Annotated in this window: 19 protein-coding genes; 11 read left to right on the top strand and 8 right to left on the bottom strand. The window is 62.1% G+C overall.

The features are described from left to right. Positions 1-129 precede the first annotated feature (129 nt). Entirely contained in the window at positions 130-1,446 is a 1,317-nt protein-coding gene (locus SB749_RS13395; protein ID WP_410710729.1) for an SHOCT domain-containing protein, read from the top strand. 71 nt (positions 1,447-1,517) lie between these two features. Further along, positions 1,518-2,701 (top strand): IS3 family transposase gene (locus SB749_RS13390; RefSeq protein WP_410710728.1). Its coding sequence is split into 2 segments (ribosomal slippage): positions 1,518-1,775 and positions 1,778-2,701, totalling 1,182 coding nucleotides; the frame shifts between segments, so codons are not numbered across the junction. Positions 2,702-2,970: 269 nt separating this feature from the next. Here SB749_RS13390 and SB749_RS13385 read toward each other — a convergent pair. Next, positions 2,971-3,459, bottom strand: a complete 489-nt coding sequence (locus tag SB749_RS13385; protein ID WP_410710727.1) for an FBP domain-containing protein — start codon at positions 3,457-3,459, stop codon at positions 2,971-2,973. A 519-nt stretch (positions 3,460-3,978) separates the two neighbouring features. Here SB749_RS13385 and SB749_RS13380 point away from each other — a divergent pair. Continuing rightward, on the top strand, positions 3,979-4,245 hold the full coding sequence (locus SB749_RS13380) for a hypothetical protein (RefSeq protein ID WP_410710726.1): 267 nt from the start codon (positions 3,979-3,981) through the stop codon (positions 4,243-4,245). 81 nt (positions 4,246-4,326) lie between these two features. Here the strand turns inward: SB749_RS13380 and SB749_RS13375 are convergent, their stop codons facing one another. Both SB749_RS13375 and SB749_RS13370 read right to left on the bottom strand, forming a co-directional pair. Beyond that, on the bottom strand, positions 4,327-4,671 hold the full coding sequence (locus tag SB749_RS13375; protein WP_173157030.1) for a hypothetical protein: 345 nt from the start codon (positions 4,669-4,671) through the stop codon (positions 4,327-4,329). Between the two features lie 56 nt (positions 4,672-4,727). Further along, entirely contained in the window at positions 4,728-5,399 is a 672-nt protein-coding gene (locus tag SB749_RS13370) for a hypothetical protein (protein ID WP_410710725.1), read from the bottom strand. 355 nt (positions 5,400-5,754) lie between these two features. On the opposite strand from SB749_RS13370, the gene SB749_RS13365 reads away from it, so the two are divergent. After that, positions 5,755-5,937, top strand: a complete 183-nt coding sequence (locus tag SB749_RS13365) for a hypothetical protein (RefSeq protein WP_173157032.1) — start codon at positions 5,755-5,757, stop codon at positions 5,935-5,937. A 313-nt stretch (positions 5,938-6,250) separates the two neighbouring features. Here SB749_RS13365 and SB749_RS13360 read toward each other — a convergent pair whose 3' ends face one another. Then, positions 6,251-6,799, bottom strand: a complete 549-nt coding sequence (locus tag SB749_RS13360; RefSeq protein WP_410710724.1) for an ureidoglycolate lyase — start codon at positions 6,797-6,799, stop codon at positions 6,251-6,253. Between the two features lie 8 nt (positions 6,800-6,807). Beyond that, positions 6,808-7,488 carry a DUF2848 domain-containing protein gene (locus SB749_RS13355; RefSeq protein WP_410710723.1) on the bottom strand — a complete coding sequence of 227 codons (681 nt, stop codon included), beginning with the start codon at positions 7,486-7,488 and terminating at the stop codon, positions 6,808-6,810. A 138-nt stretch (positions 7,489-7,626) separates the two neighbouring features. Here SB749_RS13355 and SB749_RS13350 point away from each other — a divergent pair, with 138 nt between their 5' ends. Beyond that, the gene (locus SB749_RS13350) at positions 7,627-8,997 is read left to right on the top strand and encodes an MFS transporter (protein ID WP_410710722.1); all 1,371 of its coding nucleotides are present in this window, start codon (positions 7,627-7,629) and stop codon (positions 8,995-8,997) included. Positions 8,998-9,120: 123 nt separating this feature from the next. Here SB749_RS13350 and SB749_RS13345 read toward each other — a convergent pair whose 3' ends face one another. Further along, positions 9,121-9,765, bottom strand: coding sequence for a GntR family transcriptional regulator (locus SB749_RS13345; RefSeq protein WP_410710721.1), 645 nt, complete (start codon positions 9,763-9,765; stop codon positions 9,121-9,123). 69 nt (positions 9,766-9,834) lie between these two features. On the opposite strand from SB749_RS13345, the gene SB749_RS13340 reads away from it, so the two are divergent. Next, positions 9,835-10,665, top strand: coding sequence for a carbon-nitrogen hydrolase family protein (locus SB749_RS13340; protein ID WP_410710720.1), 831 nt, complete (start codon positions 9,835-9,837; stop codon positions 10,663-10,665). 150 nt (positions 10,666-10,815) lie between these two features. Here SB749_RS13340 and SB749_RS13335 read toward each other — a convergent pair whose 3' ends face one another. Continuing rightward, a complete protein-coding gene (locus SB749_RS13335) occupies positions 10,816-11,220 on the bottom strand; it encodes a hypothetical protein (RefSeq protein ID WP_101545740.1) in 405 nt (134 codons plus the stop codon). 285 nt (positions 11,221-11,505) lie between these two features. Between SB749_RS13335 and SB749_RS13330 the strand changes: the two genes are divergently transcribed. The 3 genes from SB749_RS13330 to SB749_RS13320 all read left to right on the top strand — a co-directional run bounded on the left by SB749_RS13330 (position 11,506) and on the right by SB749_RS13320 (position 15,907). Then, the gene (locus tag SB749_RS13330; protein ID WP_039211381.1) at positions 11,506-12,714 is read left to right on the top strand and encodes an acetyl-CoA C-acetyltransferase; all 1,209 of its coding nucleotides are present in this window, start codon (positions 11,506-11,508) and stop codon (positions 12,712-12,714) included. Position 12,715: 1 nt separating this feature from the next. After that, complete coding sequence (locus SB749_RS13325; RefSeq protein WP_410710719.1) at positions 12,716-14,893, top strand: 3-hydroxyacyl-CoA dehydrogenase NAD-binding domain-containing protein; 2,178 nt, start codon at positions 12,716-12,718, stop codon at positions 14,891-14,893. Between the two features lie 93 nt (positions 14,894-14,986). Beyond that, complete coding sequence (locus tag SB749_RS13320; RefSeq protein ID WP_410710718.1) at positions 14,987-15,907, top strand: NADP-dependent oxidoreductase; 921 nt, start codon at positions 14,987-14,989, stop codon at positions 15,905-15,907. A gap of 67 nt (positions 15,908-15,974) precedes the next feature. Here the strand turns inward: SB749_RS13320 and SB749_RS13315 are convergent, their stop codons facing one another. Next, positions 15,975-16,601 (bottom strand): TetR/AcrR family transcriptional regulator, encoded by a 627-nt coding sequence (locus tag SB749_RS13315; RefSeq protein WP_410710717.1) that lies wholly within the window; start codon positions 16,599-16,601, stop codon positions 15,975-15,977. A 134-nt stretch (positions 16,602-16,735) separates the two neighbouring features. Between SB749_RS13315 and SB749_RS13310 the strand changes: the two genes are divergently transcribed. Together SB749_RS13310 and SB749_RS13305 are read left to right on the top strand one after the other, a co-directional pair. After that, a complete protein-coding gene (locus SB749_RS13310; protein WP_410710716.1) occupies positions 16,736-18,349 on the top strand; it encodes a carboxyl transferase domain-containing protein in 1,614 nt (537 codons plus the stop codon). Between the two features lie 23 nt (positions 18,350-18,372). Then, positions 18,373-20,370 (top strand): acetyl-CoA carboxylase biotin carboxylase subunit, encoded by a 1,998-nt coding sequence (locus SB749_RS13305; protein ID WP_410710979.1) that lies wholly within the window; start codon positions 18,373-18,375, stop codon positions 20,368-20,370. The last annotated feature ends 19 nt before the right edge of the window (positions 20,371-20,389 follow it).

Here is a 20,389-nt window from a genome sequence, read left to right as displayed (position 1 = left end):
TTCAGGAACTGGGAAGTGCGGACGGAATGTTGTCATAAGATAGCGTCAGCGCGACGATGACCGGGCTGGCATCGTGCTCAACCGAGTTTGGCATACGCGCGCTGCTGCGCTGTTGGATGGAGGACCTTTGTGGGGCAGTCACTCGCACATATCAATAAGAAAATAGCGCTCGAAATAGATGACGCGGGAACCCACATCCAGTTGGTTCGCAAAGGGGAAGTGAAGCGCAGCTGGGCACTAACTGAACTAGCCCAGATCCGCACCGTTGCGGTCAAGAGCTTTTGGGCCTCTAACTACGTGCGATTCATTCGGAGAAATGCGTCGTTTGAAGGAGAAGCCAAATATTCTGCACCTGTGGACCCAGACGCTGTCGATATTCTAGACGAAGACGTGTTTCGTTCTGCCTCTGAAGCTCTACGTGAGCTTGCTGAACGTCATGGTATCGAATATGCGGAGGGACCGTACGTGCCGAACCCAGACAAGGGGTTGTCTGTGAGGCCTGATCACGTTGACATCGCGCAGCAAGCGGACGTGGACATCTCTGTTCGGGCAAAGAGCGGAAGGGAGATTCTAAGGTGGTCGAACAGCTCGATCTATGTTCGTGATCACTCGGTCGAGTATCGAATAGAAGATCTTGAGTCGATCAGAGTCTTTATGTCGACCTTCGGAATCTCGTACATTCAGCTCGTGCCCAGTGGCCAGCTGCTTAGTTGGCCCGATTACGGGCCTGTCGAGGAGTTTTCGCATACTTATGATCTTGATGAAGTGTGGCGATCATCCGCTGCTATGGCAGCGTTTCGCGAATTCAGGAATGGTATCGAGGCTAAATATCCTCATCTGTTGATTGATTTGAAGAAGCGACGTAACCGCCGCGATCTTGAGGATGAACTCATGCGTCGCACTGCCGAAGTCAAAGGTGAGGCGATCGAGCTTCGGGTTGTACCAATTGCTATTGCTTTTCTTGTCTACCCACGAGAAATATGGACGGGGCCACCATTTCAACCTTCCAGCCAGGGCGGGTCGCTCGAAGGCGTACGAGCTTCATACTCTGTGTCGGGCAACCACCTGATGCAAACACGCACAAAGCACGAAATGATCGGTACGACGCACATTCATAAACAGGTCGACATGCGTCAATTCCAAATGACTGTTGAGGGGCCAGATTTTTCAATTACGCGCACTTGGGCGTCACAGGACGGGGCGACCGACCAGAAGATGGCTGAAATGGTCAATGTCATAAATGAGGCGAGCCGCAGTTTTACCCGCTCGAAGCTAAACTCAGACACGCTTCCGCATCGTCCCACCTCTCCGCCGACCAATGCGGGGCAGTCTCCCAAACCTGAGAGTGAACAGCTCAGGAGGCTGACTGGCCTATACTCCAAGAATTTGATCACCGAAGACGAATTTCTTCAGGCCCGAAAGGATCTGGAGAACGGAGGACACTAAGAGTTGCTCGTGGGACTGCTGAAGGTTTGGTTGACTTCACGACTGGATAAATTCCAGGAAGGATAGAAGTCATGCCAAAGATCTGCACCGATGAGTTCAAGCAATCAGCGCTCGAGCTCTTGGACGATGGAATGACCCAGAAGCAGGTGTGTGCCGACCTCGGTATCTCGAAGTCAGCTCTACAGGCCTGGGTGCGTGACTCGCGGCTACGCGAGCACGGACTCGAGCCCTCCCGTGATGTCGAGGAGTCACGCGCCCAGGCGGCAGCGCTGAAACGCATTCGCGAGCTCGAGCGTGAGAACAAGATCCTCCGCGAGGCCGCAGCGTACCTCTCGCAAGCGAACTTGAAGCTCGGTGGCCATCACCCAAAATGATGTACCCGCTGGTCCTTGAACTTGCTGCCACCGGGGTGCCGGTGGCAGTGACCTGTCGGGTGCTCGGCTTTACCAAGCAGGGGTTCTACAAGTGGTGCGCTCATCCGGTCTCAGCTCGGGACTGGGACGAGGCACATCTGATCAATGCCGCCTACGACGTTCATACGGACGATCCTGAGTTCGGGCACCGGTTCATCGCCGATGAACTCCACGCCGCGGGTCTGCAGACGTCAGAGCGTCGTGTGTGGCGATTGTGCTCGCAGCAGCAGTTGTTCTCGCACACGATCAAACGAGCCCGGAAACACGGCAAGAAGCCCGGCCCGCCAGTGTGTGACGACCTCGTCGAACGCGACTTCACTGCCAAGGCAATCAACGAGTTGTGGCTGACCGACGTTACCGAACACCACACCAGTGAGGGCAAGCTGTACATGTGCGCGGTCAAGGACGTGTTCAGCAACAGAATCATCGGCTATGCCATCGATTCGAGGATGAAATCTCGCCTGGCTGTGGCGGCGATTGATGATGCTGTGGCCCGTCGTGGCGGGTCTGGAATGATTGCCGGGTGTGTCGTTCACTCGGATCGCGGCTCGCAATTTCGTTCTCGGAAGTTCCAGCAGGTTCTACGGCATTACGGGCTCGTCGGATCGATGGGTCGGGTCGGTGCTGCTGGTGATAATGCGGCGATGGAATCGTTCTTCGCCGTGTTGCAGAAGAACGTCCTCGATCGGGGCCGTTGGGGCACGCGAGCGAGGTTGCGCACAGCGATCGTCCACTGGGTCGAGCGGACCTATCACCGGAAGCGTCGACAGCGACGTTTGGGTAAACTGACCCCGGTTGAATACGAGCTTGTTCACCAAAAGGCCGTCGCCCTGGCGGCATAAACCCAGGAGTCAACCAAACCTTCAGCAGTCCCCTTTGTTGGAGAGGTGGGGCTGATGCCACGCCGATACCGGTCATAGCAACGTTTGCACAATCCACGCGCTATTGCGTCTCGGTCACACCACACTGTGGCACAGGTACTCATGCTGGGCTCATCGTTGAGGACATGGCAATAGGGTAGCGGATGCAACGTAGGCCGCCACGTAACAGTGGTGGGGGCCTACGTTGCTTCATAGCGGGATCGTCGTGGCTGGACGGGCCCGAGTAGCGACTACTTTTCGCCCAGCACTCTCTTGACGAAGCTGGTGGCACGTTCGTTCAGTTTGTCGACGCGCATTGACACATGGGCTTCGAAGTCATTGTGACCTTCGACTGCGCGAGGAGGATTCCTGACGATCTCGGAGCACTCGAAATTGCCGTGTATGAGCGTCCCGAGCGAATTGCCGTTTCGTCCCGAAGGACCGGCCTTCTTCGCTGTGAACATCCGAACGCCGGTGGTCTCGTGCAAGTCCTCGCACCAACTGCACATCGCTTGAGACTTCGCCATGGGCACTGCCCTGAGCATCAGTCCGCGTGGGACGTCGTCCACGGGGACGACAATATAGGCCCGTTGGGGGATTTTCGCATCAGCCCAACCAAAGTAGTCGAGCTCCGCCCACTCGATCTCAGCGAGATTAGGCGGCAGTGCGATCTTTTCCACTTCGCGGCGAGAGGAGTTGATAAAGGACTTCTTAATCTGAGTGGCATTAAGTTGCTGCATGACTGGCTTTCTCTGATGTCAGTAGTTGCCTGAAGTTGAATAGCCGTGAAGCCGGTACAGTTTAGCCTTCGCGCAATCTTGCGGGCAGCTCATTTGGGGGTGCTGGCGGACTGTGTTCGCACCAAGCATGACCGGTGAACGCGAGTGGCTAACTGAGAATGGTTAGCTTGGCAATCGGCTACGGCAACAGGGAATGGGTAGAAGCTAGGTCGACTGTGATTAGGCACAAGTCACCCATCACCCGACCGGCTGTCAACGCGGGGTTCGGGTGATTCTAGAGTAGCAAGACTAGAAGCAGGCCACGAAGGCCACCATTCCCTTCTTCCTGAGATTCCAGGAGGTTCGGCGAAAGTTTTCGGATTTGACTATATCCAAGTCCGCGGCGCGGGTACAACAACTGACGCGTCTGCTGGCGCCGATGCTTCCCGAGCGAAGTCTGTGCTAGCTCGGGTCGTGTGCAACCGTGTCCGGTTCGGAGTTTGGCTGTGGGCGAAGTACGGTGGATGCACAATAGAACACATGATCGAATATGATGACTACGGCACGGCCACTTGGCGGTACTGGCAGAAGATCCGCAACGACGTCGGTGCCCGCGGATCGTATCGAGACCGTCCGCCGGTCGCGGTGCGTGCCCGTGTCGTGTTCGAGCGTGACGGTGAAGTGTGGCTAGACGGCACCGCGACGCGGCTCGGGTTCGATGGCGCGATCTTCGTTGAGCTCAAAGATCGGCGAGTTCAGACGATCGGTGTCTGGCTGAGGCCGGGTGATGTGTGGTGGCCGGGGTGAGCGGAAAGTCGGCGGTCCCGTCCTCAAGGGACGGAACCGCCGAGAGCAGCTGACTCGTGTGTCCTGTTCGCCGTCGAGTAGTTAACCGTGCAGGAAGATCGACTCTTCGGAGTAGCCAGTATCGCGAACCTCTCCCGGCTTCAGTTCCGGGCGATGGTCGTAGCTCGCAATTTGGATGCTGTGTTTCTGGTCAGCAGAAGCGACTACTGCGAATACTTCGACTAGCCGAGGCTCAGGATTCTGTCCGCGCTTCGCCCAGGCGATCACCTCGTCGAGTGTTGCAACTGCAGTTTCGTATACGGCAACCGAAGTGAGGTCCTGTGGGTCGTTTTCGTCGCCATGCCAGAACGAAACGCGAAAAGTGTCAGCAACAGCCTCACTATCAACATCTCGCTCGTCAACCAGGTGAAATGCTTCGTCGTCCATGGGTCCTCGCAGTTCAATTCGCCTGTCTGTCTTCGATTTGCTTAGCGGACTGCAGTCTAGATCTTTTTCCAGACGGTCTTCGAGCTTGATGCTGTTCGCTTTCCTGAGAGAGAAGGATGACTGTTGATAATCAGAGTGCTGGTGGCGTTCCAATATCCGGTGCCGCGTCCACCGTTGTAACCAGTCTTGGGCGTGCAGTAAGGGTTGGAGAACCCGGTGTTGGCCTTGACCGTAATGTTAGCGTCGCCTCTGGCCCGGCTCTGTGCCTTGCCGGCTTTCCCGTCGTTCTTCGAAGCTGGGTACAGGCTAAGGAGACCGCGGACTCGTAGCTTCACAGTCGTGCTGACTCCTTTCGATTCGCACTTATAGCGTGACTTGTAAATCGCGCCACCTGCGCCTTTGGAATAGGGGGGGGTGTCCACACGCGCAGTGCACCTGACGTAGCGTGAGTTCACCTCTTCAGCAGCTTCGGCGGAGCTCGAGGCGACTGGATCGCCGATCATCACTGTAGTGTCCACGTACTCGGCGGTACTCGCTGCCTGTGTTTGCAGGAAGTCGTCCGATAGTGTCAACGCGTTCGTCTCGACCGTCGGTGCCCAAGCATCGTACTGCGCCATGACAACAGTGTCGACCTCCGACTCTTCCTCCTCGGCGGCCACAGGCGATGCCGCGCCGGCCGCGAGGACTAGTGACAGGGCAATCGCCAGGATCTTGGAAGCATGCTTCATTGCATTTCCCGTTCTGCTACCTCCGCGTGGCATGCGTTAGTGCAACCGATCGTCGGAGTGGGTGACGTGATAGTAACCGCAGAACGCAAACTTTGGACGAAGTACCGAGTGAGGCTTGATCTTGGTGTCCAAACTGTGACCTTCGATGCGCTGCACGGTGCTGCGGCTGGATCGTCATTAGTCGATTCCGGATATGGTTGGCGCCCCGCTTCGTGAGCTTTCTTCATTCTGTTTGTCTCTGAGGAAAGGGCAGGTGTGCACACGGGCGCTCACGAGCACGACTGCCCGAGCGCGCACCTAGCAGAGAACCGGAGGCGTCCATAGACTCTATTCACGAGCCCTGAAGGAGGCGAACATGACCACCTACGAAGAGGCCATCGCCCGGGCGGCGAAACCACTAGCGGAGGCATTCTTCCGCATTCAGGAAGGCACAGCACGTGAAGCCGCGGAGCGTGCATACACGCCCGGTGGGCCTGGGCTCGACGAGCTGGAGGAGCGCATCCAGGCCTGGCGGGACGAGTTCATGGTGCAGGAATAGACGATAGCGACGATAGGTCCGGAAGCGCCTGCCGATTGGAAGGGGATGCGTTTACGATGCGCTTTGCGGCGAAGTCGGTGTACCCGTTGACGATGCGGGAATCGCGCACAATGCGTTCATCGCCCCAGGTCAAGCGGTCATCTGATCAACTTTCATACGCTTTCATATCCGCCCGGGTCCACGGGTCGTCAGAATGAATAGGTCGCGGGTTCGATTCCCGCAGGCGGCTCGGCAACAGCCCCTCCCACCGGGACAGACTCTGTTTTGGGAGGGGCTTTCTCGTGGCCGCAGCGCCTGTCAGGCGCGGACCCTCTCAGCCAGGAGGCGGAGCGAAGACAGTCTCACTTGCTTGGCAACCCGTCTGCAGGCTGCGGCTGAGGTCGTCAGTTGTGCTCGTCCGGCTGACCATCAGACACATCACCTCACCATCGACGGATGTCGTCGTGTGAAAGCTGCCCGGAGACATGACGATTCCCTGGCCCGGGCGGACCAGGAACTGTTTGACCGTTCCATTGTCGACATCGTCGCGGAACAGGTGCTGGACGATCGTGCCGGTGATCGGAATGAGCGCCTGCTCGGTGAGAAGGTGCGACTCGAACTCTTCGGGCGGTGTACTGCGGTCGTACGACACCCAGAGGAGATCAGTGCTTCCGGCGTCACCCGGGTCGAAGACTGAGGAGCGGAAGAACGAAGTTGCCTTTGACAGGAACGCTGACGAACCGGGCACCTGCTGAGCGTGGAAGTCCATCACCTTGCCGAATGGCGCGAAGGCTTCCGGCGTCAGCTTGAGCGTTCCGTCCCGCGTGACGTCCGGGTGCTCACGCCGATTCCAGTTCTGATGAGCGCGGGAAGGTGACTTCATCGTTCACCTCACCCGATTGGCTCGGGCATCTTCTCGATGGCATAGGACATTTCGATGCTGTCTTCGGTGCGCGGGTCGAACAGGCGCACTCGCCAGCGTGGGGCAAACTGGTCGACGCCTTTTGCCATGGGGATAGTGCCGGAGATGAGGATGGTGCCCGGCTGCGCGACCTCCTTGGCTCTGAGCTCGTCTAGCCAGTAGCTCGGAGGCAGCAGATCGGCGAAGCTCCCATCCTGAAGCTGTGATTCGACGCCATCCGCATCGGTCACGAAGGATTCGATGCGGATCTCGTCGATGTGATCGGCAATTTCTTCATAGACCCATGCGCGCTTGGCCAGAATGTTCGGTGCGGCGTTCTTGCTCCATGCCACCCCATATACTTCGAGGTCGCGGTCAGTCTGATCGCTGGCTGCGGTGATGAGAACGCCGCGGTCCGATACGACCAGGGCCCACTCTGCCTCCCCGGAGGACTTTCCCTGCTGAACCGTCACGGTTTCGGTCTGCTGGGCAAGGTAGGGAGACACCGGGTAGAGGGCGGGCACCTGGCTGGGGCCGGAGACTCCAAGCGCGGCCAGCTCGTCAATATGATGCTGAACGGCTTGTTGGTCGCGGCCCGCATAGCCGGCGTTGAGAAGCCTGTCGACGTGTACGTCGACGGTGGTCTTGTCTGGGAGTTCGAAGGTGAGCATCGTGTCTTCTTCCTGGTCGTCGATGAGTTTTCGCTTGGTGTTGTCTCATTGTATACAGCCTGTATACTGTTAGCGCAATCACAGTTCCCGCCGCAGAGTCACAGGCGTGGATTGCCCAGACAGATGAAAAGGATTGCTATGCAGAGTGCATCAACCACCCGTCCGCAAGTGGCGCGGAAGGACCTCATCAAGGCATTCGCCGCCAGCTTGAGCGGCACCACACTCGAGTGGTACGACTTCGCCATCTATTCGGCGGCTGCCGCCATCGTCTTTCCTGTGCTCTTCTTCCCCTCAGGCGACCCGATGGTCGGCGTACTGCTGGCCTTCTCAACGTACGCGGTCGGTTACGTATCCCGGCCGTTGGGCGGAATCGTCTTCGGCCGTCTCGGTGACAAGGTCGGCCGGAAGAAGGTCCTCGTTTGGACTCTCGTGCTCATCGGAGTTTCGACGTGTCTCATCGGCATCCTCCCGACCTACCAGAGCATCTCCTTGTGGGCTCCGCTCTTCCTGGTGCTCCTGCGCTTCGCCCAAGGCATCGGAGTTGGCGGCGAATGGGGCGGTGCGGTCCTTCTGTCCAGCGAATACGGGGATCCTCGTTACCGCGGGTTCTGGTCTTCGGCTGCTCAAATCGGACCCCCGGCGGGCAACCTCATGGCCAATGGCGCCTTTGCGGGGCTGACCCTCGCACTCAGCGAAGAGCAGTTTTTCGCCTGGGGATGGCGTGTGGCATTCCTCGTGTCTGCGGTACTCGTGCTTTTTGGTCTGTGGATCCGGCTCAAGCTCGAAGACACCCCGGTTTTCAAGGCGGTCGAGCAGTCGGGCGAACGTCCGGAGAAACCGATCACCGAACTTCTGCAGACCGAGTCGCGCCCGCTGCTGTCAGCGATCCTCGCCCGCATCGGTCCCGATGTGACCTATGCACTCTTCACGGTCTTCACCCTCGCTTACGGAACTCTTGTGCTCGACCTCGACAGGACCACGGTGCTGGGTGCGGTCATGCTCGGCTCGGCCTTCCAAGTGATCTGCATTCCCCTGGCAGGCTATCTCTCGGATGTCATCAACCGCCGCCTTGTCTATGGCGTCGCCGCGGTGGGAGCCGTGGCTTGGAGCTTCCTCTTCTTCGCAAAGCTCGAAGCGGGAGACGCTACATGGATGTATATCGGTATCCCAGTCGGACTGTTCTTTCATTCGCTTATGTACGGCCCGCAAGCGGCATTCGTCGTCGAGCAGTTCAAACCCCGCCTGAGGTACACAGGCTCGTCACTGGCGTACACCATCGCGGGTGTGCTCGGCGGGGCGATCGCACCGATGATGTTCACTCTGCTGCTCGACAACACCGGAACCTGGGTCTGGGTGGCCGTATATTTGGCCGGAGCTGTGACTCTCACACTGATCGGCCTGATCATGGGGCGCAACAACAACGTCCAGGAGGACTTCGATCATCTGGAGAGGCTGGCGGCTGCGCAGCGCTCGGCAGATTCCACCGACGAGGTGCCTGCGAATCGTTGAGTCAGGCCGCTCAAGTGCTCCGGCAGCTGTCGGCTGTCCGGAGCACTGCGCCCCACCTGGGGATGCGAAATAACTCGCGGAGGCAAGAGGCCCGACGGAAGCTCGCTTCTTGGCAGGTGAGATTCAGCGAGAGAGCAGGAGATTCTGCGTCTGTGCGATGTGTTCGCAGATCGCCTCAGCGGTGGCCGAATAGTCGCCCGACCTCAGCGCCTCGAGTATCCGGGAATGCTCATCGAGCACCTGCGCGGGGCGGTCGGCGCTGGTCCATGTCGCAGAGATACCGAAGCGGACGTGCTTGACCCTCAACCGTGTGTAGATGTCGCTGAGCACTCGATTGCCTGCTGCGTCGACCATCGACGCGTGAAAACGCTGGTCAAGGCTGATGAAATCGGGAATCGTATCGGGCGAGACGGGCAGCTCCACCTGCTGACGGTAGAGGTCGTCCATGGTCGCCACCGGAGTTTCACCGGTTTCCAGGATCTGACGAGCCGTTTCGAGCTCGATCATCTGTCGAACTTCCATCGTCTCGCGGATCTCCCGGTCATCACTGGGGCGGATGTATGCCCCGCGGTGCGGAATGAGATCGACGAGACCGTCGGAAGCGAGCATGATGAGCGCTTCACGGATAGGAGTGCGGGACAGACCGAACCGCTTGACAAGATCTCCTTCTGTCAGGAACGTGCCTTGAATCGCCGGATCCGTCAGGACGAGGTCACGCAGGCGCTCATAGGCGGTCCGGCGCGCGGCAGGACCTGACGAAGTTTGCATGCAACCCACCATAGTCGCTTGCTGGAATGTCAGCATCGGACACGAAATGAGTAGACAGAGGAGAGACATATGAAGATCGCGTTAGTGCAGATGAACTCGACTGGGGATCAAAAGGAAAACCTCGACATTGTCGCCAAGCACACCGCAGCGGCGGCCCAGGAGGGAGCCCGCCTCATCGTCTTCCCTGAGGCCACCCAGATCGCGTTCGGGCACGACCTGGCGGGTGCGACTGACGCGGACGACGGGCAGTGGGCCGAGTCGATTGCGCAGATTGCTGCAGAGAACAACACTGTGATCGCTGTCGGGGCCTTCCGCGGGGGTGAGAATGGGACCGTGGTCAACACCCTGATTGTGCGCGGAGTCGACGAGGGGCGCGAGATCAGCGTCGACTACGACAAGATCCATCTCTTTGATGCGTTCGGTCACCGCGAGTCGGATTCTGTGAGCGCGGGGGAGTCGGTGCGCACATTCCGCCTCGGTGGGCTGACCTTCGGCCTGGCGATCTGCTACGACGTGCGATTCCCAGCACTGTTCACAGCGCAGGCGCGGGCGGGGGCTGATGCAATCATTCTCGCGACTTCATGGGGCGCCGGTCCCGGCAAGGCCGAACAGTGGAAGCTCTTGGGCCCAGCCAGGGCCCTGGACGCCACTGCCTTTGTGCTTGCCTGCGACCAGGCAGATCCTGTGGTCACGCGAACACTGGCGAAGGCTGGCAGTCCGACGGGGATCGGCTACTCCTACGTGGCAGCGCCGAATGGAGAACTGCTTGCCGAGGCTGGACGCGGTGAAGAGACCATCTTCGCCGATATCGACCCAGGCAGAGTCGCGGAAATTCGCGCTGCGCTCCCCGTCCTCGACAACTCGCGCCTGGAGAAGGATATACGCGTCGAGAGCGTCTGAACCGACCAGTCGAAAAATCCGATCGCGAGATCGATAACCGCCAGTGGATCGCCGAAAGCCCTGTCCGCCAGCACATCGGCTGGCGGACAGGGCTTTGTGAGCAAGAAACTCTGCTTCGCGTATGTTCGGGACGAAAGGCTGTCCCGGCGCTCAGCGCTTCTTCACGGGTTTGAACGACGTCGAGCACTTCCACGTCGTCTTGCCCTTCTTTGCCGTCACGGTCACCTTGACAGCCTTACCAGGGGTAGCGCCGGAGATGTAGTACTTCAGAGAGGCCTTGCCCTTCTTCGACGCGGTGGCCTTCTTCTTCGTCTTCGTCGTCTTGTAGTGGGCAAGGGTCTCGACCTTGGCCTTCGACCCGACCTTCGAGACGTTGACGTTGGTGTACGAGTACTGTCGAGGCTTCGAGATCGACATCTTCGCCGAGCACTTCTTCGTTGCCGCTTCGGCCGGCTGTGCATCGACGGCGATGGGGCCGGCGAGGAGGCCGACTGCAAGGGTCAGTGCCACGAGCTTCGAACCCGTCTTCGTGCGGGCAGGGGTGGTCAAGGACATGATTCTCCAGGGGGTCAGAAATGATGAGTCGAGCCATCTTAACCACCCCTGCTGTATTCCGGTGTTATCGAAATGACTCGGTCGGAGAACTGTTATCAGTTCGAGAGATCGGCGGAGACTGTCGACTCAATCCGCCCCTCTCCCATCCGTCGTCGCGCCATGCTGCGAGCGGGACCAGCGTGTGTTGCTCGTCACCCGAAACCGGGGCACAATGGGACGTGCGAATGTTACTGAACGATCGATCAGATCTTATGGTCGGTCTTCCATCCAGACTGTGAGGAACACATGAGCGAAGCGTTCATCTATGACGCAGTGCGCACCCCACGCGGTAAGAACCGCGGCGGGGCGCTGCACAGCGTCAAGCCAATCGATCTCGTCACCGGCCTCATCGACGCCGTACGCGAGCGCAATCCGGACCTCGACGACTCCCAGATCGACGACATCGTCCTCGGCGTCGTCTCGCCAGTCGGCGAACAGGGCAGCGACATCGCCCGTGTCGCCGCGATCGCCGCCGGCCTCGACGAGTCCGTTGCCGGCGTTCAGGTCAACCGCTTCTGCGCCTCCGGGCTCGAAGCCGTCAACATCGCCGCCCAGAAGGTCGGCTCCGGATTCGAGAACCTCGTCCTCGCCGGAGGCGTCGAATCGATGTCTCGTGTTCCGCTGGGGTCCGACGGCGGAGCCTGGGCACAGGATCCGACGACGAACTACGACACGTACTTCGTGCCCCAGGGAATCGGTGCCGACCTCATCGCCACCACCGAGGGCTTCAGCCGTGCAGACGTGGACGCCTTCGCCGCCGAATCGCAGAAGCGAGCCGCCGCGGCCTGGGAGAACAGCCTCTTCGAAAATTCGATCATCCCGGTCAAGGACATCAACGGCATCACCGTGCTCGACCGCGATGAGCACATGCGTCCCGGATCGACCGTCGAATCGCTGTCTCAGCTGCCACCAGCCTTCGCCAAGCTCGCCGCTCAGACCGGGTTCGACGAGGTGGCCCTGCAGAAGTACCACTGGATCGAAGCCATCGACCACGTCCACACCGCCGCGAACTCCTCCGGAATCGTCGACGGAGCTGCGCTCGTCATCCTCGGCGACGAGGAAGTCGGTCAGAAGATGGGGATGAAGCCCCGCGCCCGGATCGTCTCCACCGCAGTCACTGGGTCCGAACCCACCATCATGCTCACCGGTCCGACTCCGGCGACGAAGAAGGCCCTCGACAAAGCCGGCATGACCGTCGATGACATCGATCTGTTCGAACTCAACGAGGCATTCGCCGCCGTCGTGCTCAAGTGGATGAAGGATCTCAACATCCCCCACGAGAAGGTCAACGTCAACGGCGGAGCCATCGCCATGGGCCACCCGCTGGGAGCCACCGGCGCCATGATTCTGGGCACTGTCCTCGACGAACTCGAGCGCCGCGACCTCAAGCGTGGACTCGTCACCCTGTGCATCGGCGCAGGCATGGGCATCGCGACGATCATCGAAAGGGTCTGACATGACGAACACTGAAACCACAGCTGCCGACTACCAGCGCAACACCGATGCCGATGGCATCGTCACCGTCGTCATCGACGAGCCCGGCGCCAAGGTCAACACCATGAACGACTACTTCGCGGCCGCCCTCGAGGCGACCGTGGAATGGCTCGAAGCCAATGTCGACGACATCACCGGTGTCGTCCTCACCTCCCCGAAGAAGACCTTCTTCGCCGGCGGAAACCTCAACAAGCTGCGCGAGGCGGACCCGGCCAATGCGGCAGAGGAATTCGAAGCTGTCGAACACCTCAAGAAGGTGCTGCGTCGCCTCGAGACCTTCGGCAAACCCGTTGTCGCAGCCCTCGGCGGAGCGGCACTGGGCGGCGGACTCGAACTCGCCCTGGCCGCTCACCACCGGATCGCCGCCGACGACAACCCGAGCGCCCGCTTCGGCTTCCCCGAAGTCTCCCTCGGCCTGCTGCCCGGAGGCGGCGGAGTCGCCCGGTCGGTGCGCATGCTCGGCATCCAGACCGCACTGCAGAAGGCCATCCTGCCGTCGACGAAGTTCAAGGCCGCCGACGCCCAGGCACTCGGCCTCATCGACGAACTCGCTCCCGCGGCCGAACTCGAATCCAAGGCCAAGGCCTGGATCAAGGCCAACCCCGAGGCCGTACAGCCGTGGGACGTCAAGGGCTTCAAGATCCCCGGCGGCTCCCCGTCCTCGCCGAAGATCGGAGCCATGCTTCCCGCACTGCCGTCCTTGCTGCGCAAGCAGGGCAAGGGTGCGCCGATGCCGGCTCCCCGGGCCGTGGTCGCCGCTGCGGTCGAAGGCGCACTGGTCGACATCGACACCGCGCTGACGGTCGAATCCCGCTACTTCGTCAACGTCACCCACACTCCGGTGGCGAAGAACATGATCAAGGCGTTCTTCTTCGACCTCGGCCACATCAACTCCGGCGGCTCGCGCCCTGACGGTGTCACACCTCGTCAGGTAAAGAAGCTCGGCGTGATCGGCGCCGGAATGATGGGGGCGGCGATCGCCTACAGCGCTGCGAAGTCGGGCATCGAGGTCGTCCTCAAGGACGTCGAGCTCGCCAACGCGGAGAAGGGCAAGGCCTACGCCGCCAAGCGTGAGGAATCGGCCCTGGCCAAGGGCAAGACCACCGAGGCGAAGTCGCAGGCTGTCCTCGACCGGATCACCCCGAGCGCCTCGGCCGAGGATTTCGCCGGTGTCGACTTCGTCATCGAAGCGGTCTTCGAATCCGTCGATCTCAAGCAGAAGGTGTTCCAGGAGATCCAGGACATCGTCGAGCCTGATGCGGTCCTCGGTTCGAACACCTCCACTCTGCCGATCACCGACCTGGCCAAGGGCGTCACCCGGGACAAGGACTTCATCGGCGTCCACTTCTTCTCGCCGGCTGACAAGATGCCGCTGGTCGAGATCATCTGCGGCGAGAACACCTCCGATGAGGTCCTCGCGCGCACCTTCGATCTCGTGCAGCAGATCCGGAAGACTCCGATCGTCGTCAACGACTCGCGCGGATTCTTCACCTCCCGCGTCATCGGCACCTTCATCGCCGAGGCGGTCGCCGCCGTGGGCGAGGGAGTGGAACCGGCCAGCGTGGAACAGGCGGCCCTGCAGGCCGGGTACCCCACGGGTGCCCTGCAGCTGCTCGACGAGCTGACGCTGACCCTGTCGCAGAAGATCAACCAGGAGACCCGCGACGCGGTCGAGGCCGCTGGCGGCACCTGGATAGCCCACCCCTCCGAAGCCGTCTTCGACTGGATGGTCGAGCAGGGACGGACCGGACGCAAGGACGGCGCCGGCTTCTACGACTACGACGAGAACGGCAAACGCACCACGCTGTGGCAGGGTGTGCGCGAGAAGTACGAATCGGGATCGAATGATCAGCCCTTCGCCGACCTCCAGGAGCGGATGCTCTTCGCCGAGGCGATCGAAACGATCAAATGCCTCGACGAGGGTGTGCTCACCTCGGTGCCGGACGCGAACATCGGTTCGATCTTCGGCATCGGATTCCCCGCGTGGACCGGCGGCGTGCTCCAGTACGTCAACCAGTACGAAGGCGGACTGCAGGGCTTCGTCGACCGGGCGAACGACCTGGCCGCGAAGTACGGAGAGCACTTCACCCCGCCGGCCTCGCTGGTCGAGCGCGCGAAGACGGGGGAGACCTACGAGTAAGCGCTCACCCCTGGAATAGCCTGATAGCCTTCCGGTGTTGTCCAGGCACACTGAGACTTCAGTGTCACTGACATCTACCGGAAGGCCATTGCTATGCGTGCCGCCGTCTATGACGCCTACACCGAGAACTTCGACGACATCACGGTCCGGGAGCTGCCCGACCCGAAGGTGCCGCCGGCCTCAGTGCTCATCGAGGTCAGAGCCGCAGGGGTCAACCCGGTAGATTGGAAGCTCGTCGGCGGTCACCTCGACCCGGTCATGCCCACACAGTTTCCCGTCACCCCGGGATGGGATGTCGCCGGAGTCGTCGTCGGTCTCGGATTCGACACCCCGGAATTCTCCATCGGGGACGAAGTCGTCGCCTATGCCCGTAAGGACGTGCTGGGCGGAGGAACCTTCGCAGAGAAGGTTGCGGTCCCGGTCCATGCGGTGGCTCCGAAGCCGAAGAGCCTCAGCTGGGAACAGGCCGGCGGTCTGCCGCTGGCCGGCGGCACCGCTCTGCGCACCCTCGAGTCCCTCGGTGACCTGGAAGGCAGGACCGTGCTCGTCCACGGAGCATCCGGGGGAGTGGGCAGCTTCGCCGTGCAGATCGCCCGAGCCGCCGGCGCCCGCGTCATCGGAACCGCTTCGGAAGCCAACCACGAGTACCTGCGTGGGCTCGGCGCCGAACCCGTGACCTACGGCGACGGTCTGGTCGAGCGCGTCCTCGAGGTCGCCGACGGCAAGGTCGACGGGGTCGCGGACTTCGTCGGGGGAGTCCTCGACGACACCCTGGCCGTGCTCGCCGAGGGCGGGCCGCACGCCTCGGTGGCCGATCCCAGCGTCGCCGAACACGGTGGACGCTACATCTGGGTACGTCCCGACGGCTCCGAGACCGCCCGGCTCGGTCTCCTCGTCGACGAAGGCAAGCTGACCGTCGAGGTTGCCGAAACCTTTGGTCTCGACGAAGTGCCCCAGGCGTTCAAGGACAGCGCCGCTGGCCACGTGCGCGGCAAACTCGTCATCGTCCCCTGACCGACGCAGCGACCGTCCTCTGTGATCGAGATATCGCCGAGGCGGGGCTCAGCTGATCCAATCAGGTTCAGTCGAGCCCCAGCGCCGCGGCTGCGGCGGCGCGCAATTCGACCTCGACTACCTCGGCGCTGGAGCGGCGAGCCTGGTGCGGGGTCGAATTCATCATCCCGAACGTCGCGTGCACGCGCACCGTGGCCGTCTCCAGCGTCCACGCCGGATGCGCGGCTTCGACGACCTCTGCCCACCGGCTGACATAGGCGCGCTGCAGACGGCGCACGGTCCGCCGCGATTCGTCCGGCAGTGCATCGAGGTCGCGGTCCTGGATGCGGATGAGCTCGGGCTCGCTCATGGCGAAGTCGACGTGGAAGTCGATGAGACGCCGCAGGGTCTGGGCCGCCTCGGTGGGGGAGATTCCCGACGCGGTGTCCCACGCCGCGGACACGATCTCCTCGCCTCCGGACTGGAGATAGTCGGAGATGCCGACGAGGAGCTCTTCGAGCACGGCCTCTTTCGACGAGAAATGTCGGTAGACCGCCGGTGCCGAGATCCCCGCGCCCTTGCCCAGGTCGTCGAGGCGCACCCCATGGAAGCCGTGCCGGGCATAGAGCGTCTTCGCGACCTCGAGCAGCTGCTCGCGCCTGGCTGCCTTAGCCGCTGCTCGCGCCGTCGGCTTGGCCTCGTCCGAGATCGACATCCGGCCTCCTTCCCTGAGCCTGATGCCCACCGTTGCGGACGACGTCGGTGCGGTCTGGCTCGTGCGTTGTCAGTTCTGCCTGTGAGCAGTATCATAGCAGTCAGTTAAGAATCATTAACTGAAATGAGGATGGAATGAGAGCAGTGGGAACTGCGGTCAGTCCGGCGACGGGGCAGGTCAACTCCGAGGCCCACGCCGAACTCATCGCTGAACTCCGGGAGCGCATTGCGGCCACAGCCCGCGGCGGTTCCGAGAAGTCCAGGCAGCGCCATATCGATCGCGGAAAGCTGCTGCCCCGTGATCGCGTCGAGCAGCTCCTCGACCCCGGCACTCCCTTCCTCGAACTCTCTCCGCTGGCCGCCAACGGCATGTACGGCGACGCCAGCCCGGGCGCGGGAATCATCACCGGCATCGGTCGAGTCGCAGGTCGCGAATGCGTGATCGTCGCCAACGACGCCACCGTCAAGGGCGGAACCTACTACCCGGTAACCGTGAAGAAGCACCTCCGGGCCCAGGAAGTCGCCAAAGAGAACAGCCTTCCGTGCATCTACCTCGTCGACTCCGGTGGCGCGAACCTGCCGAACCAGGACGACGTCTTCCCTGATCGGGAGCACTTCGGCCGGATCTTCTTCAACCAGGCCACACTCTCCGCTGCCGGCATCCCTCAGCTTGCCGCAGTCATGGGCTCCTGCACCGCCGGCGGCGCCTACGTCCCGGCCATGGCCGATGAGTCGATCATCGTTTCCGAGCAAGGCACGATCTTCCTCGGCGGCCCACCCCTGGTCAAGGCCGCTACCGGCGAAGAGGTCACCGCTGAAGAACTCGGCGGCGGTGCTCTGCACTCCCGAGTCTCCGGCGTCACCGATCACCTCGCGGCCAATGATCCCCACGCACTGGAGATCATGCGCGACATCGTTTCGACTCTCGGGCCGAAGGGTAATGCGAACTGGGACGTCATCGAATCCCGCCTGCCCGCGCACTCCCCGGACGAACTGACCTCCGTGGTGCCCGTGGACTCACGCACACCGTATGACGTCCGCGAAGTCATCGCCCGCCTCGTCGACGGATCCGAGTTCCACGAGTTCAAAGCCGAATACGGCACGAGCCTCGTCACCGGATTCGCTCACCTCGACGGACACCCCGTCGGCATCATCGCCAACAACGGCATCCTCTTCGGCGAATCCGCGCAGAAGGGCGCCCACTTCATCGAACTCTGCGACCAGCGCAGCGTGCCCCTGGTGTTCCTGCAGAACATCTCCGGCTTCATGGTCGGCCGCGACTACGAAGCCGGCGGCATCGCCAAGCACGGAGCGAAGATGGTCAACGCCGTCGCCACCGCCCGCGTGCCCAAGTTCACCGTCGTCATCGGCGGTTCCTTCGGTGCCGGAAACTACTCGATGTGCGGCCGCGCGTACTCCCCGCGGTTCCTGTGGATGTGGCCCAATGCCCGCATCTCCGTGATGGGCGGCGAACAGGCCGCCAGCGTGCTCTCCACCGTCAGGCGCGACCAGCTCGAGGCGCGCGGAGAAGAATGGAGCACGGAGGACGAAGACACCTTCAAACAGCCCATCCGCGACCAGTACGAAGCCCAGGGCAACCCGTATTACTCGACGGCACGTCTGTGGGATGACGGAATCATCGAACCCGGTGACACCCGCCAGGTGCTGGCCATGGCCCTCGAACTCTCCCGCTTCGGACCGATGGAACGCCCGCTGAATGCCAGCGGTTACGGCGTCTTCAGAATGTGAGCCCCTCCATGACGACATCCACTATGTTCACAACCGTCCTCATCGCCAACCGCGGCGAGATCGCCCTGCGCGTCATCCGCACCTGCCGCCGTCTCGGCATCCGCACCGTCGCCGTCTACTCCGATGCCGACGCCCACGCCGCCCACGTCAAAGCCGCGGACACAGCGGTCCACCTGGGTCCGGCCGCCGCCTCCGAGTCCTACCTGCGCATCGACAAGGTCATCGCCGCTGCTCAGGCCACGGGAGCCGAAGCCATCCACCCCGGCTACGGGTTCCTGTCGGAGAACGCCGAGTTCTCCGCCGCCTGCGCCGATGCCGGAATCGTATTCCTCGGCCCCGGAGCCGACGCGATCCGGACGATGGGTGACAAGATCACCGCGAAGCAGGCGGTGTCCTCGCGCGGTGTGCCTCTCGTTCCCGGTACGAAGGACGCCGCGATGAGCGACGAGGCCCTCATCGCTGCCTCGGACGACATCGGCTTCCCCGTGCTCATCAAGCCCTCCGCCGGCGGCGGAGGCAAGGGCATGCACGCGGTCCTCGAACCCGAGAAGCTGGCGGAGTCGCTGAAGACCGCCCGCCGTGAAGCCGCGAGCTCCTTCGGCGACGATACCCTGTTCCTCGAACGCCTCGTCGCCACCCCGCGCCATATCGAAGTCCAGATCATGGCCGATGCGCACGGCAACGTCATCCACCTCGGCGAACGCGAATGCTCCCTGCAGCGTCGCCATCAGAAGGTCATCGAGGAGGCCCCGTCCGCACTCCTCGACGAGGCGACCCGAGCACGGATCGGTCAGGCCGCCTGCGAGACCGCGAAGTCCGTCGGCTACGTCGGCGCCGGAACCGTCGAGTTCATCGTCGGCGCCGACCGCCCTGACGAGTTCTTCTTCATGGAGATGAACACCCGTCTGCAGGTCGAACATCCCGTCACCGAGGAGGTCACCGGGGTCGATCTCGTCGAACTCCAGCTGCTCGTCGGCACCGGTGCACCGCTGCCGCTGACCCAGGACGACATCACGTTGACGGGGCACTCGATCGAGGCCCGCATCTACGCCGAGGATCCCTCGCGCGGATTCCTGCCCACCGGCGGTCGTGCCCTCGACGTCGTCTTCCCGCAGGGGGAGGGCATTCGCGTCGACGCCGGACTCGAAGCCGGGCAGACCATCGCCTCGGACTACGACCCGATGATCGCGAAGCTCATCGTCCGCGCCGATGACCGTGCCCAGGCCATCGCCCGCCTCGATTCGGCGCTCGCCGCCTCTGCGGTACCGGGAATCGTGACGAACATCGACTTCCTGCGCACCCTCATGAGCCTGCCCGAGGTCGTCGCGGGTGACCTCGACACCTCACTCATCGACAACCTCAGCGAGGAGCAGCTGGCGCACCCCGCCGGTGAGCTCCACGCGCAGCTGGCGGCGGCAGCCGTCACGGTCACCGGGGGAGCGGCAGGCACTACCCTGACCGGGCCGGTCACGGCCGCCGAGCTCTCAGCGAATCGGCCGACCGCCTCGGTGTGGGCCGGACCGAGCGCCTGGCGCACCTCGCGTCCGGACTTCCGTCCCACGGTCACCCTGGCCGGCGGCGGGCAGAGCCGCGAGGTCGACGTCCGTGCAGGAGCCGTCGACGTCGATGCCGACGGTCTGTGGCACGTCACGCTCGACGGGATCCAGCACACCGCCCGAATCTTCTCCGACGCCCGCGACCGCAGCATCTGGGTGAGCACCGACTCCGGAATCCACGTCTTCACCCGACCGTTGGCGGACTCGTCGCTGACGCCAGGACTCGAGGGCGCCGAGGTGCTCGCACCGATGCCCGGCTCCGTCGTCGACATCAAGGTCGAGACCGGGGACTCAGTGGAACAGGGCGATGCGATCGTCGTCGTCGAGGCGATGAAGATGGAACACGTGCTCACCGCACCCGCCGCCGGAATCGTCAACGTCGTCGCCGTCGCAGGCGCCCAGGTCGCACTCGACGAGGTGCTCGCCACCGTCGTCGACGAAACCGCAGCCGAGGCCACCGAATAGTCGCCAGCCACTCACACCA

It is taken from the genome of Brevibacterium sp. SIMBA_078 (genome assembly GCF_046534565.1).
Taxonomy (GTDB): domain Bacteria; phylum Actinomycetota; class Actinomycetes; order Actinomycetales; family Brevibacteriaceae; genus Brevibacterium.
The sequence above is the reverse complement of the archived record's forward strand: the minus strand, read 5'-3'. Positions and strand labels throughout refer to the sequence as shown.

Coding starts and splice junctions, on each gene's coding strand:
- SB749_RS13385 (WP_410710727.1), bottom strand. CDS start 3,459: ATGCAGCAACTTAATGCCACTCAGATTAAGAAGTCCTTTATCAACTCC.
- SB749_RS13380 (WP_410710726.1), top strand. CDS start 3,979: ATGATCGAATATGATGACTACGGCACGGCCACTTGGCGGTACTGGCAG.
- SB749_RS13375 (WP_173157030.1), bottom strand. CDS start 4,671: ATGGACGACGAAGCATTTCACCTGGTTGACGAGCGAGATGTTGATAGT.
- SB749_RS13370 (WP_410710725.1), bottom strand. CDS start 5,399: ATGAAGCATGCTTCCAAGATCCTGGCGATTGCCCTGTCACTAGTCCTC.
- SB749_RS13365 (WP_173157032.1), top strand. CDS start 5,755: ATGACCACCTACGAAGAGGCCATCGCCCGGGCGGCGAAACCACTAGCG.
- SB749_RS13360 (WP_410710724.1), bottom strand. CDS start 6,799: ATGAAGTCACCTTCCCGCGCTCATCAGAACTGGAATCGGCGTGAGCAC.
- SB749_RS13355 (WP_410710723.1), bottom strand. CDS start 7,488: ATGCTCACCTTCGAACTCCCAGACAAGACCACCGTCGACGTACACGTC.
- SB749_RS13350 (WP_410710722.1), top strand. CDS start 7,627: ATGCAGAGTGCATCAACCACCCGTCCGCAAGTGGCGCGGAAGGACCTC.
- SB749_RS13345 (WP_410710721.1), bottom strand. CDS start 9,765: ATGCAAACTTCGTCAGGTCCTGCCGCGCGCCGGACCGCCTATGAGCGC.
- SB749_RS13340 (WP_410710720.1), top strand. CDS start 9,835: ATGAAGATCGCGTTAGTGCAGATGAACTCGACTGGGGATCAAAAGGAA.
- SB749_RS13335 (WP_101545740.1), bottom strand. CDS start 11,220: ATGTCCTTGACCACCCCTGCCCGCACGAAGACGGGTTCGAAGCTCGTG.
- SB749_RS13330 (WP_039211381.1), top strand. CDS start 11,506: ATGAGCGAAGCGTTCATCTATGACGCAGTGCGCACCCCACGCGGTAAG.
- SB749_RS13325 (WP_410710719.1), top strand. CDS start 12,716: ATGACGAACACTGAAACCACAGCTGCCGACTACCAGCGCAACACCGAT.
- SB749_RS13320 (WP_410710718.1), top strand. CDS start 14,987: ATGCGTGCCGCCGTCTATGACGCCTACACCGAGAACTTCGACGACATC.
- SB749_RS13315 (WP_410710717.1), bottom strand. CDS start 16,601: ATGTCGATCTCGGACGAGGCCAAGCCGACGGCGCGAGCAGCGGCTAAG.
- SB749_RS13310 (WP_410710716.1), top strand. CDS start 16,736: ATGAGAGCAGTGGGAACTGCGGTCAGTCCGGCGACGGGGCAGGTCAAC.
- SB749_RS13305 (WP_410710979.1), top strand. CDS start 18,373: ATGTTCACAACCGTCCTCATCGCCAACCGCGGCGAGATCGCCCTGCGC.